General features: G+C 49.2%; 10 protein-coding genes and 2 pseudogenes. 6 read left to right on the forward strand and 6 right to left on the reverse strand.

What is annotated here, in order from left to right:
* Positions 1 to 169: 169 nt before the first annotated feature.
* Positions 170 to 886 carry a gamma-glutamyl-gamma-aminobutyrate hydrolase family protein gene (locus JCM2765_RS02380; protein ID WP_082404961.1) on the forward strand — a complete coding sequence of 239 codons (717 nt, stop codon included), beginning with the start codon at positions 170 to 172 and terminating at the stop codon, positions 884 to 886.
* A 24-nt stretch (positions 887 to 910) separates the two neighbouring features.
* Complete coding sequence (locus JCM2765_RS02385; RefSeq protein ID WP_054733308.1) at positions 911 to 1,651, forward strand: amino acid ABC transporter ATP-binding protein; 741 nt, start codon at positions 911 to 913, stop codon at positions 1,649 to 1,651.
* Between the two features lie 363 nt (positions 1,652 to 2,014).
* Here the strand turns inward: JCM2765_RS02385 and JCM2765_RS02390 are convergent.
* Positions 2,015 to 3,632, reverse strand: a pseudogene (locus JCM2765_RS02390) (malolactic enzyme).
* 197 nt (positions 3,633 to 3,829) lie between these two features.
* On the opposite strand from JCM2765_RS02390, the pseudogene JCM2765_RS02395 reads away from it, so the two are divergent.
* Positions 3,830 to 4,659, forward strand: a pseudogene (locus JCM2765_RS02395) (LysR substrate-binding domain-containing protein).
* A 38-nt stretch (positions 4,660 to 4,697) separates the two neighbouring features.
* Here the strand turns inward: JCM2765_RS02395 and JCM2765_RS02400 are convergent.
* Positions 4,698 to 5,129, reverse strand: a complete 432-nt coding sequence (locus JCM2765_RS02400) for a GNAT family N-acetyltransferase (protein ID WP_054733319.1) — start codon at positions 5,127 to 5,129, stop codon at positions 4,698 to 4,700.
* A gap of 489 nt (positions 5,130 to 5,618) precedes the next feature.
* Between JCM2765_RS02400 and JCM2765_RS02405 the strand changes: the two genes are divergently transcribed.
* Genes JCM2765_RS02405 through JCM2765_RS02415 form a run of 3 tightly spaced genes read left to right on the forward strand, consistent with a single transcriptional unit; the run spans position 5,619 to position 12,297 of the window.
* A complete protein-coding gene (locus JCM2765_RS02405; protein ID WP_054733322.1) occupies positions 5,619 to 6,824 on the forward strand; it encodes a KxYKxGKxW signal peptide domain-containing protein in 1,206 nt (401 codons plus the stop codon).
* Complete coding sequence (locus tag JCM2765_RS02410; RefSeq protein ID WP_156301647.1) at positions 6,821 to 11,800, forward strand: mucin-binding protein; 4,980 nt, start codon at positions 6,821 to 6,823, stop codon at positions 11,798 to 11,800. The genes JCM2765_RS02405 and JCM2765_RS02410 overlap by 4 nt, the downstream gene beginning before the upstream one ends.
* The gene (locus JCM2765_RS02415; RefSeq protein WP_054733328.1) at positions 11,779 to 12,297 is read left to right on the forward strand and encodes an LPXTG cell wall anchor domain-containing protein; all 519 of its coding nucleotides are present in this window, start codon (positions 11,779 to 11,781) and stop codon (positions 12,295 to 12,297) included. The genes JCM2765_RS02410 and JCM2765_RS02415 overlap by 22 nt, the downstream gene beginning before the upstream one ends.
* A 1,971-nt stretch (positions 12,298 to 14,268) precedes the next feature.
* Here JCM2765_RS02415 and JCM2765_RS02420 read toward each other — a convergent pair.
* From JCM2765_RS02420 to JCM2765_RS02435, 4 genes are all read right to left on the reverse strand, one after another.
* Entirely contained in the window at positions 14,269 to 15,267 is a 999-nt protein-coding gene (locus JCM2765_RS02420; protein WP_054733330.1) for a TIM barrel protein, read from the reverse strand.
* A gap of 126 nt (positions 15,268 to 15,393) precedes the next feature.
* The gene (locus JCM2765_RS02425) at positions 15,394 to 15,654 is read right to left on the reverse strand and encodes a hypothetical protein (RefSeq protein ID WP_054733333.1); all 261 of its coding nucleotides are present in this window, start codon (positions 15,652 to 15,654) and stop codon (positions 15,394 to 15,396) included.
* A complete protein-coding gene (locus tag JCM2765_RS02430) occupies positions 15,651 to 16,730 on the reverse strand; it encodes a hypothetical protein (RefSeq protein ID WP_054733337.1) in 1,080 nt (359 codons plus the stop codon). Before JCM2765_RS02430 ends, JCM2765_RS02425 begins: the two co-directional genes overlap by 4 nt.
* Positions 16,731 to 16,751: 21 nt before the next feature.
* Positions 16,752 to 17,426 carry a DUF4867 family protein gene (locus JCM2765_RS02435; RefSeq protein ID WP_054733340.1) on the reverse strand — a complete coding sequence of 225 codons (675 nt, stop codon included), beginning with the start codon at positions 17,424 to 17,426 and terminating at the stop codon, positions 16,752 to 16,754.
* Positions 17,427 to 17,437 lie beyond the last annotated feature (11 nt).

Genomic DNA, 17,437 nt, shown 5'->3' on the forward strand with positions numbered 1-17,437 from the left:
TTAATACATCTCTGAATTCTGCGTAGTTACCGTTAATGCGCCATACTTGACACATTAAAAAATAATTAGTATATTTTAATGTAGCGAGTGATATTCATTCAAAAATGGTTTAAATATTCTGAATATTCACTCTAATATTCATTTTAATATTCAGAGAGAGGGCCTTGAATTGACCATTAAAATTGGCATTGCTAGCAATCACATGATTCACCCAACACAGACTTTAGATACGAACTATTTTGATTACATCCAAAAAGACTACGTGGACGCGATTCGCAAAGCAGGCGGCTTACCCGTTGTCTTGCCACTAGGCGATCCTAGCGATGCAGAAGACTACATAGAACTTGTTGACGGGTTATTGTTAGCTGGCGGTCAGGGACTGTCGCCAGTACTATATGATACGGAACCAATTCGGGAAATGGCTGAGTCGGATATTTACCGCGATCGGTTTGAAATTGCGTTGGTGAAGGCAGCTGTGAAGGCCCATAAACCAATCTTAGGGATTTGTCGTGGCGAACAGGTCATTAACGTTGCGCTTGGTGGGACGTTGTACCAAGACATTTACGTTCAAATGGGGGCCACTGAGAAGCATAATCAGTTGCCAACGTCTTGGGAGATTCCTACCCAGCACGTTACAACGACGGCCGATTCATTCCTAGATAAGCTGATGGGGCACCGCTTCTTGGTCAACACGTTCCATCATCAAGCCATCCACGATCTGGGAAAGGGGCTTACCGCAGTGGCGGAAAGCGATGACCACGTCATTGAAGCGATTGAATCCGATGATGGCAACGTGTTTGCGGTCCAGTTCCACCCAGAGCGGATGTTTAGAACGACCCCGGCATTCATCAGTATCTTTGATCACCTCATTGAACGCGCACATTAAATAGTAGAAAAGGGAGGGATTCACATGTCAATGATCGAATTTCATAACGTTGAAAAATACTACGGCGACTACCACGCACTGCACAACATTAACTTAAAAATCGATGGTGGCGAAACGGTGGTGCTGATTGGCCCATCTGGTTCTGGTAAATCAACGCTGATTCGGACGATCAACGGTCTTGAAACGATTCAAAAGGGCCAGTTGATCGTAAACGGTCAGGATCTAGCGGAAAAGAAGACCGATATGAACCGAATTCGTAAGAACGTGGGGATGGTGTTCCAACACTTCAATCTGTATGCTAACAAGTCGATTTTGGAAAACATCATGCTGGCGCCACGAATGGTGCTGAAGCGGCCAGAAGAAGAAAACCGCAAAATTGCGATGGATTTGTTGGACCGGGTAGACTTGGTCAACCAAGCTGAAAAGTTCCCATCGCAATTATCAGGGGGCCAACAACAGCGGATCGCCATTGCGAGATCGTTGGCAATGAAGCCCAAGGCGTTGCTGTTTGATGAACCAACCAGTGCGCTGGATCCCGAAATGATCGATGATGTGCTGAACGTTATGAAGGATATCGCTAAAGATTCCGACATGACAATGCTGGTGGTGACCCACGAAATGGGCTTCGCGCGCGAAGTGGCTAACCGGGTTATCTTCATGGCAGATGGTCAGATTTTGGAAGATGATACGAAGGAAAAGTTCTTCGATGGCCAACCAACAAATGAGCGGGCGCGGCAATTTTTGGGGAAGATTATTACGCATTAGGTGCGGAGAAGAGCGCTTAGAGAGTGGAGTATACGGGAGTCCGTCCCATGCTGGCTGGGTTTCGCCAGTATGGGACGGACTCCCGTATATGCAACTCTCTGCTCTTCGCAGCACGTTTCGGTGCGGTGGCCTAAACGAAGTCCCGTAATCAGTGTTTCAATAAAATCGATTATCCGGAACATCCAAGTCCAAGAGGCGCCGAAAACAAAGTAATAGCAATGAGCGTCGCCAAACCGCACTCAGCAACAAACAACGCTCATTCCTAAAAGGCATAGTGCCGGTACTGATCATTTCGGCGAAAAAAACAGACCCGCCAACCCCCAACCGGGTCACGCGAGTCTGTTCCACTCTCAAAAATAAAGATTAATATTCTGGTACCCACTGCGTATCAGCAATCGCCTGCGACACATCCACAACAGCTGTCCGCGTTAACTTCTGATCCACAGCACTCTGAGCGACCGCCTTGGCCACTGCAGTTGAGAACTGATTCAACTGCGTAACGGGTGGCAAGATTGCGGCACCGGGTTGATCTGGGTCAACTAACCCACCAAGGGAGTGAGCAGCGGCGGACAACATGGTATCGTTCAAAGTCGTTGCCGTGCTAGCAATCACGCCAAGGCCTAACCCAGGGTAAATGAGTGCGTTGTTGGCTTGGCCAATTTGATAAGTGACACCGTTTAACGTCACGTCATCGGCTGGAATCCCAGTGGCGACCAATGCCCGACCGTCAGTCCAAGTCAGTAAGTCCTTTGCGCTGGCTTCGGCCAATTTAGTGGGATTGGACAATGGTAAAATAATTGGTCGTTCAGTGTGAGCTGCCATGTCACGGATGATGGCCTCGGTGAAGGTACCCGGTTGCGTTGATGTGCCGACTAAAATCGTTGGGTGAATGGCGCTTACTACGGCAGCCAAAGTCGTCAACGTTTCGGGGTGGTTAAATTCCGTCCGGGAACGAGCGAATTCCCGCTGTTCTGGGGTTAACGTTGCATCATCGTCAAACAATAGTCCCTGACGATCAACGAGGTAGAAATGACTTTTAGCTTCAGCGGGGGTTAAACCGTGTTGCAGGTATTCATCATAAACCCGCTTAGCAATTCCGGCGCCGGCAGTTCCAGCACCGAAGCACAGGTAACGCTGGTCGAGTAAGGATTGTTTCGACACGTTGAGCGCACCAAGGACGGCAGCTAACGTAATGATCCGGTGCCTTGAATATCATCGTTGAAGATGGTGTAACGATCCCGGTATTTGGCCAACAAGTTGGCTGCGTGGTCGCGACCAAAGTCTTCGAAATGCAGGTAGAGATTATCGAACAGTGATTCAGCGGTAGTCACAAACTGGTCAACGAACGCATCGTAACGCTTGCCAGTTACCCGTTCGTGGCGGTTACCAAGGTAGCGGGGACTGTTTAATAGGGTTTGGTTATTCGTCCCGGCGTCCAAAACGACTGGGAGGACTTGTGATGGATCGATACCGGCTGCGGCAGTGTAAACCATCAGCTTACCAACGGCGATATCGACACCGTTAGTGCCCCAGTCACCGATACCAAGGATGCCTTCAGCATCGGTGACCACGATTAAACGGATGTCGCGACCAGCTGCGGCGTTCGTTAAGCTGGCCTTGATGGCCTCGGGATCATCAATGGACAAGAACGCTGCGCCTTGAGGATCAACGAATAGGCTGCTATAGTGCTCGATGCTGTCAGCAATCACTGGATCGTAAACGATTGGCATGAATTCGGTAACGTGCTGGCTGAACAGTTTGTAAAAAAGAACGCGGTTTTCGTTAAAAATCGTCATCAGGAACCGACGCTTAGCTAGGGGCGTTGCTTCCGCTTGAAACTGAGCGTAAGCTTGCTCAGTCTGTTGATCAAGCGTTTGAACGTAAGGCGGCAGTAAGCCTCTAAACCAAGTGAGCGGCGTTCAGCAGTGGTAAAAGCGGTCCCTTTGTTTTGGAATGGATCGTTTAGTAATTGATATGACATGTTTTGGCCTTCTTCGTATTTGAATAAGGTCAGTGTAACGCCGTTGATTTTTGATAGTCAACTTACTCACTCTTAATAAGAAATGGTTATAATAGGAGAAAGAAGCTTTAAAATAACGCGTAGGGGATGCGATCGTCGTGAATATCCGGGATTTAGCTTACTTTGTTAAACTCACCGAAATTAAAAATTTTTCTCAAGTGGCGCAGTATTTTCATGTCAGTCAACCAACCATCACGTTTGCGTTGCAACGACTGGAAAAGGAGCTGGATGCAACGCTCTTGATTCGGCATCGCGCACACGGTGATCTGCTGATAACGCCTAGTGGCCAGCAACTTCTCGTGCACGCGACCAACATCGTGAACGAGGATCGATTGCTGCGGCAAGAGTTGCAAAATCAGAAGCAGGAAAAACTATTGCTGGGATTACCGCCGATTATTGAAAATACTTATTTTCCGAAAATCGCGAAGCAGTTGAAGGCGGCTAATTTATTGAGTCGCCTGCAAACGTTGGAGGAGGGGTCGATGACCACCTTGGAAGCTTTGCAGGCGGGGACGATTGACCTCGCGTTATTAGGATCAGTGGCACCGCTAAACGATCCTAACTTAGAGACGGTGATATTTGATCAACGCCCCTTTGCAATTTACGTTGCGCGCACGCATCCGTTGGCGAAACAGCCGGAGTTTACTTTGCGGATTTGAAGGGTGAAGACTTTGTCCTGTTCAAGGGCGGCTTCATTCACAACCGCGCCTTCAATGATTTGGCGAAACAGAACCACTTCCGGCCGCACGTCGTTTTCAGGTCTAACGGGACGCAGAGTTTGCTGAACCTGATTGCGGATGGGGTTGGCGTCGGTTTTTTAACTACGACCATTTTGGAGCAGGATGCTGATGTCGTGCGGGTACCGTTATTAGACGAGCAGGTGCCGCAATTTATGACGAGTTTAGTCTATCGGCGGTCGCACGTATTTACGCCGGCGCAACAGCAGGTCGTGACAACGATTTCTGAGACGTTGCGCAAAACGAACTAAAAAACGACAACCGAAAAATCCGGTTGTCGTTTTTGCTGTTATAATTTTTTCTCGACATTGACGCAAGGAACGCCGTCTTCCAAGTACATTTCGGAACTAACAACGTAGCCTTGGCGTTCGTAGAAACCTTGGGCGGTCAATTCGCTGTGAATCAGGGATGTTTTGTAACCTTCTTGACGCGCTTTGTCCTCCAGAGCCGCAACCACTTGTGCACCAAGGTGCTGACCACGGTAGTCTTTCAGCGTTGCGATCCGGGCGATCCGAATCGTGTCAGCATCTAACGGCTGATAACGACCAGTTGCAACGGGTGTTTTAGCGTCCGCATAGACCACCGCGTAAACCGTGTCGGGCAGGTCGTGGTCGTCAAATTCATCTTCAATAGCGATGTTACGTTCCTGAACAAACACGTTTAGGCGAACCGCTAAGGCAGCGGCGTGGTTCCAAGGTTCTGATCCGGTATGGACGTTCATGGTGAGGTCCCCTTTTATCGTTAGAGTTTGATTAGAGTCTATTATAGCGCAGAGTGCAGAACAAGGCGATTAGAAGGTGGCGTGTAGGGAAGAAAAAGCGGTATTGCCTGGTTTTGGGGCAATACCGCTTTTTCTCCCCTACACATAACCTTCTGCCTTGTGGCGCACGTTTCAGCGTGGCGGCCAAAAACAGCCTGAAGCTACCCGTTTCTTAAAGCCATTTCAATGTGCCCAATATAGGTGATGAATCAAAACGAACTTGTGCTGGAGATGAGCACAGCTATCCTTGTAACTATACCAATAATTGACAGCCGTTATAATACATTCAAAAAAATGACGATATTTTAGGTGTGAACCGACTTTTGCTAGTTGGTGTGTAATTAGTTGATAATCTATACCAATCGCATTAAACTACGCTGTGAAAGTTGGGGAAGTCAGGTGTTTGTGTTTGTAGCGAAAATGGCCAAGATTCGAGGAGGAGGAATTGGCATGAGTAAGAGAGCGGTTCGCGGCCGTGCCAAGCTAATAAAGGACACGGCCCAGACAAAAGTTTGGTATAAAATGTATAAAAATGGCAAAAATTGGATTGTGGCTGGAATTGCAACCACTGCACTAGGTTTAGCCGTTTCGACTGTCCCTGCCAAGGCTGCCACTAGCGACACAGCTGATCCGGTAGTTAGTGCACCAGCACCATCAACTACCAGTGGAACGGGGGACGAGCAAACTGCAACCTTAACGACACCGGCGGCTGATGCAACTGCGGCACCACAGCAACCGGTCGCAGATTCAACGCCCCAGCAAGCGACTGCTGAGTCGGCACAAACGACGACATCATCTGAAATTTCTGCTGATTCAACATATCAACCGGTGGATAGTGCCCCAGCAACACCAGCTGCTTCAACGGATGCGAGTTCGACTGCTACCACGAAACCGGCTAGTGATTCAGCAAGTACAACTGCCACCACGCCAGCCAGTGGTTCAGGCGCCGGGGCGACAGCTACCCAATCTCAATCAGAAAGTACGGCACCAGACCAAACGCCAACTATTAAACAGGAAACATCCGGTAATGTAAATTCGACTGATAACAGTTCAACGACAACAGCAGCTTCTGCTTCGGCGGCAACGCAACAATCAATTGCGGCTGCAGCACCATCGACAGCAGCTACTAAAGCCGTATCAGCAGCAGTACCGGCCGCTCCATTGGTCATGTCGTCGGTCATTATTCCGGCGACACAGGTCTCGGCGGTTAATCCTGGATCAGTAACGATGACCAATACGGCGCTGCAAGAAGCAATCGCTATCTATAAGGATAAGACCAACGCTTCGACAACGGCTGCTGGACTGACTCAAGTGGGTGGACCCGGGACAAATGCTTTTTACACGAGTCCAACGGTAGCGATTGAATTTTCAGGGACACCATTCAGTGGTAATATTGCCACTTATCCCAATGCGCTTTCAACCGAGGTCATTAACGGTCAAATTTGGGTCAAGGGCGTGACCATCTCGGCCACCAATACGCGTACCGTGAATGGCAAGGTTGAACTGACACCGGCATCAGTGATCACTGTCACGGTGCCTAATCAAAATCTCGCTATGACGGCACATCGTCGACTTTCCAACAGGCATCCGGTGGGGTCCCATCCTTATTTATTGAATCCGATGCCCCCGGCGCTAGTCCGAGCGTTACGGTGTTGACAAATATTGGTGACGGTTTTCCAAAATCAATTTCGATTAATGCAACGACCAAGACTGCGACAGTCGGCAACGCCGATACGATCACGGTGTCGACCAGTCAATATTACACGACAGGCACGTCACCAACCGCAGTATCCGCATCTAATCGGGTCTACGATGGTGTATTTACAATTGAAAATATTCAGCTCAAACCAACCGTTACATGGAACCCATTTAGTTCAACCGAGTTAGCTGCATCTGGAACTGGAACTGCTGTCGGCGATACGATCACGATCAAGTCTGATGATGGCAAGAAGTCGGTCACGGCGACAGTTGGCAGTAACTGGACTTGGAGCGCCGATTTAGCGGCAGCTGGGTTTACGGCAACTGATGGCATCTACGTGGTTGAAAGTAATAACATTGGCGATATTCCAGGGGCCGCTGCTGCCTTACAATATGGTCAAGATACCAGAACCATTGTTTATATGGATGCTTTGACGGGCGCTGAAATTAAGTCAAGTCAACCAACGTCGATGATCGTACAGGCTGGTGGCACCCCATCAGGCGTTTCAGCTAATAGTGCCACCATTACGCGAGGAACGTATACTCAGGCTAACGGTGCAGCTGCCGTCTTTCCAGCAATTGCTAAAGAAGATCTGGAAAAAATCGATGGCTACTTACCTGCCACAAGTGGACTAACGACGATACCAGGTCTTTTAAATGGGGACGTTAAACAGTATGTTCAACTTTACCCGGCAGTCTATACTGTTGACCCAGATACGGTTGAGGATCCCAATAACCCAAGTACTAACGTATCACCAAAGGATCCCAATACCCCAGTTAAACCGGGTGATCCAAATTCACCTGTCTTTCCGCCAGGGGTATCTGATAATAATTTAGAAACAATCGTACCGGAGATCCTGCACTACCAAGACGGTGAAACTGGTGAGACGGTGGCGTCCGATTATACGACATCGCTAGACTTTAAACGGGCTGCCAGTGTTGATTTCAGCAAGACTGACAGCCAAGGTAATCCGCAGGTAACTTATACGGATTGGCGTCCGGTGACGACTGATACGTTTGCGGAAGTTACCAATCCAGTGGTTCGGGGTTATGTCACGAGTAAGCCAGTTTATCCAGAAGTGCCAGTTGACGTGACCCAAGAGAACCCGGCATATGAGGATACGGTTAACTATTATCCAGCCGAGGTAATTGTTGGACCGAAAGAACCAGTTGAGCCAAGTGATCCAACTGGACCTAAAGATCAGGGCGATACTGTGACGGATAAGCCTGATGATCCGCGGGTCTACCCAAATGGGGTCACTAAAGATGACCTGAATAAGTCGGTTGACCGGACGATCCACTACGTCAGCGCGTTGACTGGTGAGACACTGGCGCCAGATGAGGTTACACCGGCTGAGTACAGTCGGGTGGCGTTGATTCGGTTTGATCAACTAGATGAAAATGGGAACCCAACTGTTTACTATCAAGACTGGAAGGGCCCAACGGCTTACCCAGATGCGACTAGTCCAACGGTTACGGGTTACTTTACCAAGACCCCAGTCGTTGAAGGCGTTCCGGTAACGGTCAATAGTGCCCCATCAGAAGTGACGGTTGTTTACTATCCAAATGAGATTGTTGTTGGTCCAAAAGAACCGGATCCAGACAAACCAATCGATCCAAGCAATCCGACCGGGCCAAAGGACGAAGGCGACAAAATCGTTCCAGGTGATGACAACAGCCCTGAATATCCGGCTGGGGTTACAGCAGAAGACCTGAATGGTCAGCGAACACAAACGATCCATTACGTTGATAAGGCCACGGGTGAAAAGGTTGCTGAAGACAATACCGCAATCATTGAATACACCCGGACTGGTCTCGTTGATGTTCAAAAGGGGACCGTATCGTATACTGATTGGACACCGGCACCCGGAACGTTTGCGGCAGTTGCTAGTCCGGTCGTTGAAGGCAAAATTACCTTTGAACCAGAAGTTGCTGCCATGGATGTGGCTTATACTGATACGGATAAAGACATCACTGTCTTCTACTATCCGGCCGAAATCGTTGTTGGGCCGCATGATCCAGATCCTAATAAGCCAATCGATGAAACTAATCCGACTGGACCAAAGGATGAAGGTACCACGATCGTTCCGGGTGATGAGGATGGCCCTAAGTATCCGGGCGGTTTGACGGCCGATGATCTGAATGCCAAGGTAACGCAGACGATTAACTACGTTGATGCGGTAACGGGCGATCCAATCGCACAAACTAACAATGCTGAATTGGCCTTCACCCGGACCGGAACGCTGAACGTTGCGACCGGTACGGTGACATATGCTGATTGGCAGCCAGTGACAACGGATGAGTTTGCGGCAGTTACTAGTCCAACGGTGGCTGGGTATTATCCAAACGTTAGCGTGGTGCCAGCGGTAAAAGTAACTAACGAGACCGCGCCAATCGTTGAGGTCGTTAAATACTACCCAGCTGAGATCATTGTCGGACCAAAAGATCCTGATCCTAATAAGCCGATCGATCCAAGTAACCCAACTGGGCCAAAGGACGAGGGGACGGACGTGGTACCAGGTGACGAGGATAGCCCTAAGTATCCAGGTGGTTTGACGGCAGACGACTTGAACGTTACTAAGACCCAAACGATTCACTATATCGATAAACTTACTGGTGAGACGGTCGCCAAAGACAACGTGGCAACGCAGGCCTTCGAACGCAACGGTATCGTGGCCGTTCAGACCGGGCAAGTCACGTACACGGATTGGACGCCAGCGACTGCCAATTATCCGGCAGTCGTCAACCCAACCGTGGCGGGTAAGATCGCATTGAACCCACAAGTTGATGCCCAAGCGGTGACAGCAACGGATGAAAATACTGATATGACAGTATTTTACTATCCAGCTGAAGTGATCGTTGGTCCGCATGACCCTGATCCAGACAAGCCAATCGACCCAAGCAACCCAACCGGGCCAAAAGATCCAGGAACGTCGATCGTGCCAGGTGATGAGGACGGGCCGAAATATCCTGAAGGCGTGACGGCAGATAAGCTGAATGCAAAGATCACCCAAACGGTCCACTATGTTGATGCAACAACTGGTGATTCGGTTGCAACTGACGTGACTGCTGAATTGGCCTTTACGCGAACTGGGACGGTGAATGTGGCCACTGGGGAAGTGACCTACTCACCTTGGGTAGCGACGACAACTGATCAATTTGGTGAAGTTGTTAGCCCAGACGTTGATGGCATGTTTACTTTGGTCAAGGCAATTCCAGCGGTTACGGTCACTGGTGACAGTCAGCCAATCGTTGAAACGGTTAAATACTACCCTAAAGAAATCATCGTCGGGCCAAATGAACCTGATCCAAACAAGCCAATCGACGAGACTAACCCAACTGGGCCAAAAGATCCAGGAACGTCGATCGTTCCCGGTGATGAGGACAGTCCTAAATATCCGGGTGGCGTGACGGCCGATGATTTGAAAACGTCAGTAACGCAAACGGTACATTATATTGATGCCGCGACTGGACAACCAATTGCGAAAGACGCAACCGCTGAATTAGCGTTTACGCGGACTGGGACAGTTGATGTGCAAAACGGCACCGTGAGTTACGCTGACTGGAAAGCGGTCACGACGGATGTATTTGGTGAAGTCGTCAGTCCAACGGTCGATGGGTACTATCCTTTGGTCACTAGTATCCCGGCGACAACGGTGAAAGGCGATAGTCAACCGATCGTTGAGACGGTCAAATACTATCCTGATCAAGTTATCGTGGGACCAAAAGACCCCGATCCAACTAAGCCGATCGATCCAAGTAACCCAACTGGGCCAAAGGACGAGGGGACGGACGTGGTACCAGGTGACGAGGATAGCCCTAAGTATCCAGGTGGTTTGACGGCAGACGACTTGAACGTTACTAAGACCCAAACGATTCACTATATCGATAAACTTACTGGTGAGACGGTCGCCAAGGACAACGTGGCAACGCAAGCCTTCGAACGCAACGGTATCGTGGCCGTTCAGACCGGGCAAGTCACGTACACGGATTGGACGCCAGCGACTGCCAATTATCCGGCAGTCGTCAACCCAACAGTGGCGGGTAAGATCACATTGAACCCACAAGTTGATGCCCAAGCGGTGACGGCAACGGATGAAAATACCGATATGACAGTATTTTACTATCCAGCTGAAGTGATTGTCGGACCACATGATCCAGATCCAGACAAACCAATCGACCCAAGCAACCCAACCGGGCCAAAAGATCCGGGGACCTCGATCGTACCAGGTGATGAAGATGGGCCGAAATACCCTGAAGGTGTCACCGAAAAGGATCTGAACACCATCGTGACGCAAACGATTCACTATGTAAACGCTGGTACGGGTGAGACGGTTGCACCAGACAGTGCTGCAACGTTAGCCTTTACCCGAACCGGGACCGTTAATGTTGCGACTGGAACGGTGACCTACTCACCATGGACACCAGTGACGACTGATCAATTTGCGGCGGTGACGAGTCCAAGTGTGGCAGGTCTGTATCCAATCGTAACGACAGTCGATGCTGTTACGGTCACCGGCGACACAGCGCCGATCGTCACGACGGTCAAATACTATCCTGCTGAGATCATCGTTGGGCCAAAGGACCCAGATCCAAACAAGCCGATTGATCCAAGCAACCCAACGGGACCTAAAGATCCGGGAACGTCAATCGTTCCTGGCGATGAGGATAGCCCTAAGTATCCGGGTGGCTTGACTCAAAGTGATCTTAACCAGATCATTTCACGGACGATCAATTACTTGAATCCGGATGGCACTAAGGCGGCGGATAGTGTGATCCAGCTCGTGCACTATGAGCGTCAGGCGACTTTGAACGTTGCAACGGGAGCGGTCACTTATGGTGATTGGACAGTTGTTGATTCGAATGTTTTCCCTGCAGTTTTGAGTCCTACGATTCAAGGGTATACCCTGATTTGGCAATTGTCGCGCAATTAGCGGTTGCACCAACGGATGCCAATACGATCGTTAACGTGCACTACACGGCTGTTCCGGGAACTTCTACGCCAGAAACTTCTACGCCAGGAACGTCTACACCGGGAACTGGGATTGAAACACCAACCCCAGGTGGCGGTAACGGTTCAGGTGGTAACGAGACCCCAGGCGGCACGACACCAGTTATTGACACACCAATAGTAGATACTGGTGGTACTACTGGCGGTGGTGCCAGCGCGGGTACCGGTGACAACGGTGGTAATACCAAGACTGGCGGAAGTGGTGGTCAAGTCACAGCGACACCAACGACACCAGGCGCGGTTAAAACACCAGCGGCAACTGGGACTGTTACAGTCGGTCAGTCACCAACATCAAATGAACAGGCTACTTTGCCACAAACTGATGAGGCTAATCAGGCCACATCACTTATCGGGTTACTTTTGATGAGTGCGCTGGGGTTGACTGGCTGGAAGAAACGCAAGAAAACAGATTCTAAGTAAGGTTAGTCGGTTTGATCAACGATGATGTTGACATTGTTATTTATCGCTAAAAATGTTTCACGGTAAGTTCACTCGTTATGAGTGGACTTATTTTTTATGGCTTACGGACACAAAAAAACGGCCACTCAGGGGAAAGTGGCCGTTTTTTGCGTTATTTAGTTAGGGAGATGTTGCTAAGAAGATGTTGCTAAGAGAGAGGGGTATTTCAGTTAATTAGGGGTGTTGTTCAATTCAGTTAAGTTGGTTTGGAAAAGTTTGATTTGAGAAATCGTGGGAGCTAAATTTGCACTTCTTGGTTATTTGAGGGGAATCATTGCCAGCAAGCGTTGCTGGTGACGGTGGACGGTGACGGCGCTAATGGTCGCGACCGTGATCACGGCGGGGATAGCTGCAAGTAGTATTTTCATAAACAGACTTCCTTTCAGTTGACTAGGATTGAATCTCATCTACAAGAACCATGATAGTTCGGGGAGCTTAAAGCGGACTTAACTGGTGCTTAAGTGAAGCTTAAGTTGAATTTATCAGTGGCGGATTAAAAAACAAAAATCACCGGCAACGTCAGGGGAGGACGGCCGGTGATTTTTAAGTTATGTCAGAAATTGATCACACCCGGTTGCGGATGAATGGGGGCTTGGTGATTAGGGAACACCAAGTTGTTGTTAGTTTAGGGGTTTGTTAAGAGTGGGAGTTGCAACCGATTCACCAACCTAGTTAGGGGGCTAGTTTGGCGAGGGTGATCAATTTAGAGAGGTAAAACCTCATCTACAAGTAACATCATAACGGGTGTAGCTTAAGCAGAACTTAATGGCAACTTAAGCCTAGCTTAAAGTGAGGTTGCGTTATAAAATACAAAAAATCACCGGCAATGTCAGGGGAGGACGGCCGGTGATTTTTTAGTTATCTACAAATTGATCAATTCCCGGTCGCTGATGAATGGGAGACTTGATGATTAGGGGGCATCAAGTTGTTGGTTTGGGGTTGTTAGTGGGAGTAGCGACTGTTTCACGATACTAGTTAGGGGGCTAGTGTCGTGAGGGTGATCAATTTTAGAGAGGTAGGAACCTCATCTACAAGTTATATATTAAGGGGTGACGCTTAAGCGGGACTTAAATTTGGCTTAAGTGAAACATAAAATGGGGTTCTTGACGGTTATATAGCCTAAACGTGTGAAAAAATCAGGTCCCGGCCAGGTAAGCAGGTAAGGACGCAGACCCCAGACCCGGGACTCTACGTCCTTACCTGCTTATCTTCTGGGACCTAACCGATTTTTTTCACACTCTCTCACCAAAATCCCCCAACAGCATGGGAGTCCTGTTGGAAGATTTTTCGGGTTTATGTTGTTTGTTTATATATATGCTTGAAAAGGGTGTTACTCGTCATTTTGATTAAGGAAAGCCGACTAGTTAGGGGGCTAGCCGACCTCATCATGTTTGGGGGTATTACTTGCTTGAACCTTTAAAGATTCATTACCGTGATCACCGTTGGCATTAGGGGGTACCGGTGATGACCACTAGGCTTCATGGGCAGGGCTTCCTTTCAAATTGGATTGATTAAGTTGTTGTTTGCTTGTTGATGAGTCTAATATACGGCTGGTAGCTTAAAGCGAACTTAAAAGGAAGTAAAGGAAAAGTAAAGGGTACAGAACGTGAGGAGAAGCGGTTAAAGGGCGGCGTGTAAGGGGAATCCCAAGTGAAGCTACCGTTTTTGGTAGATTTACTTGGGATTCCCCTTACACATAGCCCTTTGCTTCTCCTCGCGCATTTCGGCGTGGTGTCCAGAAAAAAGTAACGAAGCCGAAATTAGACTATAACCTAATAGCGGAAAAATTCAGTCAAAAGTACGCCGAAAACAACGTAATAGCAATGAACGTCGCCACCCAACGCTAATCCAACAAAAAAGCGCCACAGACACCACCTCAGGGCATCTCCAGCACTTAACCTGACGGACTAACGCTATATCAATGTTGAAAACTCACTTCTGATACTTTCCCAACGCCGCCATCTGCGTCCCAATCCGGTCGCCCCACTCCTCACGGTTATGGTGAGCCAGTTCGTTAACCACAACCTCTGGCTGTACGCGGTCCACCACTTTCTGAATAGCCGACGTCGTAAACGGAATGTGCTGATCAGCCTTACCCAACCGGTTGTAGACTTGCGCAAACTGGTCGAGGTACGACTTAGAGTGGTCTAACGGTACGTTTTTAGCAACTTCCGCAAAGAAGCCGTCATGGGCGGCCACGCTACAGTTTAAATGCATGACCTTAATGTACGGAATTAGACTCTCGTTTCGGTCGAGAATCTGCATGATGTAATCACAGGCATCGTCTTGGTTCGTGATGGCTAAATTCGTGTTGCTTAAATGACCAGTATCCAAAACGATGCCGGTATTAGGAATATTTACCCGGTCTAATAGTTCTAGTGGTGTTTTGGGATTCAGCAAGTTCAGCTCACCCACGGTCAAATTTTCAAATAGAAAGTCGTAGTCCATATACTCACCATAGCGGTCGTAAAGGGTATTGGCCATCTCCACGGTACCATCGATGATTTGCTGGTTCTTGTAGCTGATGTCGGCCTTGTCGTAGGCGTAGAGTTCGTCGAGGGTAGTGTCGCCAACGTGGTAGACCACGTATTTAACCCCTAACTTATGGGCTGCAATCAACTGTTTACCGTAGACTTCAATCAGTTCTTCGCGGTTCTTGGCTTGGAAAAATTCGGTCCAGGCAGCTTCGGAACCGTACTCCTTCATTAAGGTTTCGGTGTCGTTTTGCCATAGCGGTAGCCAGTTGGCGTAGAAACTGAGGTGCAGGCCGGGAATCATGTCGGCTTTCATCTTAGGTGAGAAATCATCGCCAACTAAAATGGCCTCGATGCCGTTGCAACCATACTGCTGGTAAAAGTGTTTGAGGTCGTCAGTGCTGTCGAATTCGTCAACGGACCAGTTGTTGACGGGCATGTTAATGAGATAGTCCATGTGAGGTCTTCCTTTTTTTGTGTAATCGTTTACAATTTAGTATACACGAGCGAGGTGAGGTAAGACGAGTAAATTTAAAGCAAAAGTACCGCTAATTTTCGACCTCGAAAATTAGCGGTACTTTTATTAATCCGTATAAACTTTAACCGGAATCTGCAACAACCGACCAAGAGCCTTCAAATCATCAACGTAATCGCCATAAACCAGCGCAAAGTGAGATTCGTAGCCTTCTTCAACGAATTGGTCAACCAGTTGTTCAACTGGCGCGTCCATTTGGACTCGACCAGAAGCACCGTTGAATTGTGGTTCAACGTCTAACACGTTGCCGCGAGAAATTGCTAATTCGTAGCCGTCAAGTTCGGTGTAGTGGACCCGTAAGAAGGTCACTTGTCCAGGCTTGAGGACCATGTTCGGGCTAACGGGCACTTTGCGGTTTGGGTGAACGCTGCTTCAACGCCGTACTTGGGGTTGGCAAGTGAGTAAGCGCCGTAGTCGTGCCAAGTGGTCATCGTGTTATCGCTTGGATCCATGCTGGAGAAGTCACCCAAGAAGGTGGCGGCGTGGTCGCTGGTCATCTGTTGCAGGATGTACATCGACAACGCACCGTGAATGTCACATTCCATTGCAGTCGGCAACTGTTGGTCACAGAGCTGGGACCAAACGGCGCCGGGGGCACTGTGGTATTTGTCGAAAAAGTCTGGCCAGCAGCGTGACGCTAGGGCACCTAAGTGGTCTTGGGCTTGGTACTGCTTCATCAGGGTGGCGAACTTCACGAAGCGGATGGTTTCATCACCCTTGGCGTCAAGATCCTTGAAGTTGGCGATGGCGTAGTCCAGTTGTTCCTTGTAGACGGCGGGTTCTAAAGCGTAGGCTTGGTCGAAACAGTCGTCGATGTTGTAGTGGATCAGGTGGGTGCCAAAATGCTTCTGAAGTTCAGCAGCGTTGGCATCTGAGAAGAAGAATCCGGGTGGAAAGGTGCCAACAACGCCAATGTTGAGGTGGGCGACTTCGTCCTTGATCTGAGCGGCCTTCACGAAGCTATTGATCTTATCGTGAACGGCCGGTTCGTCAGGGTTGCCGTAGATGTGGTCGAACTGGTGGTGTTGGCTGGCTAAATAGTTGCCAGAGCTCATGATGCCAGTTAACGCGTTGAGGCGTAACCAACCGTGAATGCTGGGTTCGTGGGGTGCCAACAATAAGATTGGGGTGTTGGGGTACCATTCGTGGACCAGTTTGATGAACTCGGCATCCGTAAAGGTCGTGTTATGGAAGATGATGCCAGCGAAATGTTGATCACGAACAGAGGCCAGATAGCTGCTCAGTTCTGTTGGGTCGCCTAATGAAGCTTCTGGCGCAACCAAATCGTATTCGGATAATTGCTGTTTGGTGCTTTGCATGATTTTTTCAGCGGTGTCGGCGTCAAATTTACGACGGACGACGGGGAGGTAGAGAATTTTGCTCATAAGTGTGCGCTTCCTTCTAAGTTAGTCTGTAGTAAGTGGGGTGATGACGGTGTTGGTGCCGGAAAGCCCAGCAAACGCGCCGTTATTCACCATTCGGGTATTTTCAGGGTGGGTGATGAGCCATTTGTTGTGTTGGAACAGCAGGTCGTCAGGTTGCCGGTCGCTGTTCAGCGGCGTGTTGGTGTCGGCGGTGAGCACCACTAGGCATTTGAACCCGGATTGCCAAACTCGGATGGGGGCAAAATGCAGGGTGGTTGGATACACTTCGATGGCGGTCCCGGCTGGCACGAAGAAAGCGTGGGCCTTGTCCGTCGTCATTGTCTTGCCATCGAGGTCCTTACGGTGGGCAAGGAACAGCACTAAATCCGTAGTGGCTAAATTCAGTTCGGAACAGTTGTGCCATTCAAAGGCGTTGATCCGGTCACTGTTACCGTTGCAGTAACCGATTTCGATGGCTTGTTCACCGTAGAAGTCGCGGCCGATGTCGGCGCGTTGTGCGGCCGTTAAAAATTGCGGGTCGTCGCGCACGTAGACGTTCTTTTCGGCGGGAATCGCTGTGTTGGCCGCCAACGTTTCAGCGAGTTCATTTTGGTGCGGAAGGGTGACCACACGGCCGTACAGTGCGAAGGCGGGGTCGGTGACTAACGTGATTTTAGTATCAGGGTTAGCTTGTTGCAGTTTCGTTAAAGTGATCATGGCTTACTCCG

It is taken from the genome of Secundilactobacillus similis DSM 23365 = JCM 2765 (assembly GCF_001311075.1).
GTDB lineage: Bacteria > Bacillota > Bacilli > Lactobacillales > Lactobacillaceae > Secundilactobacillus > Secundilactobacillus similis.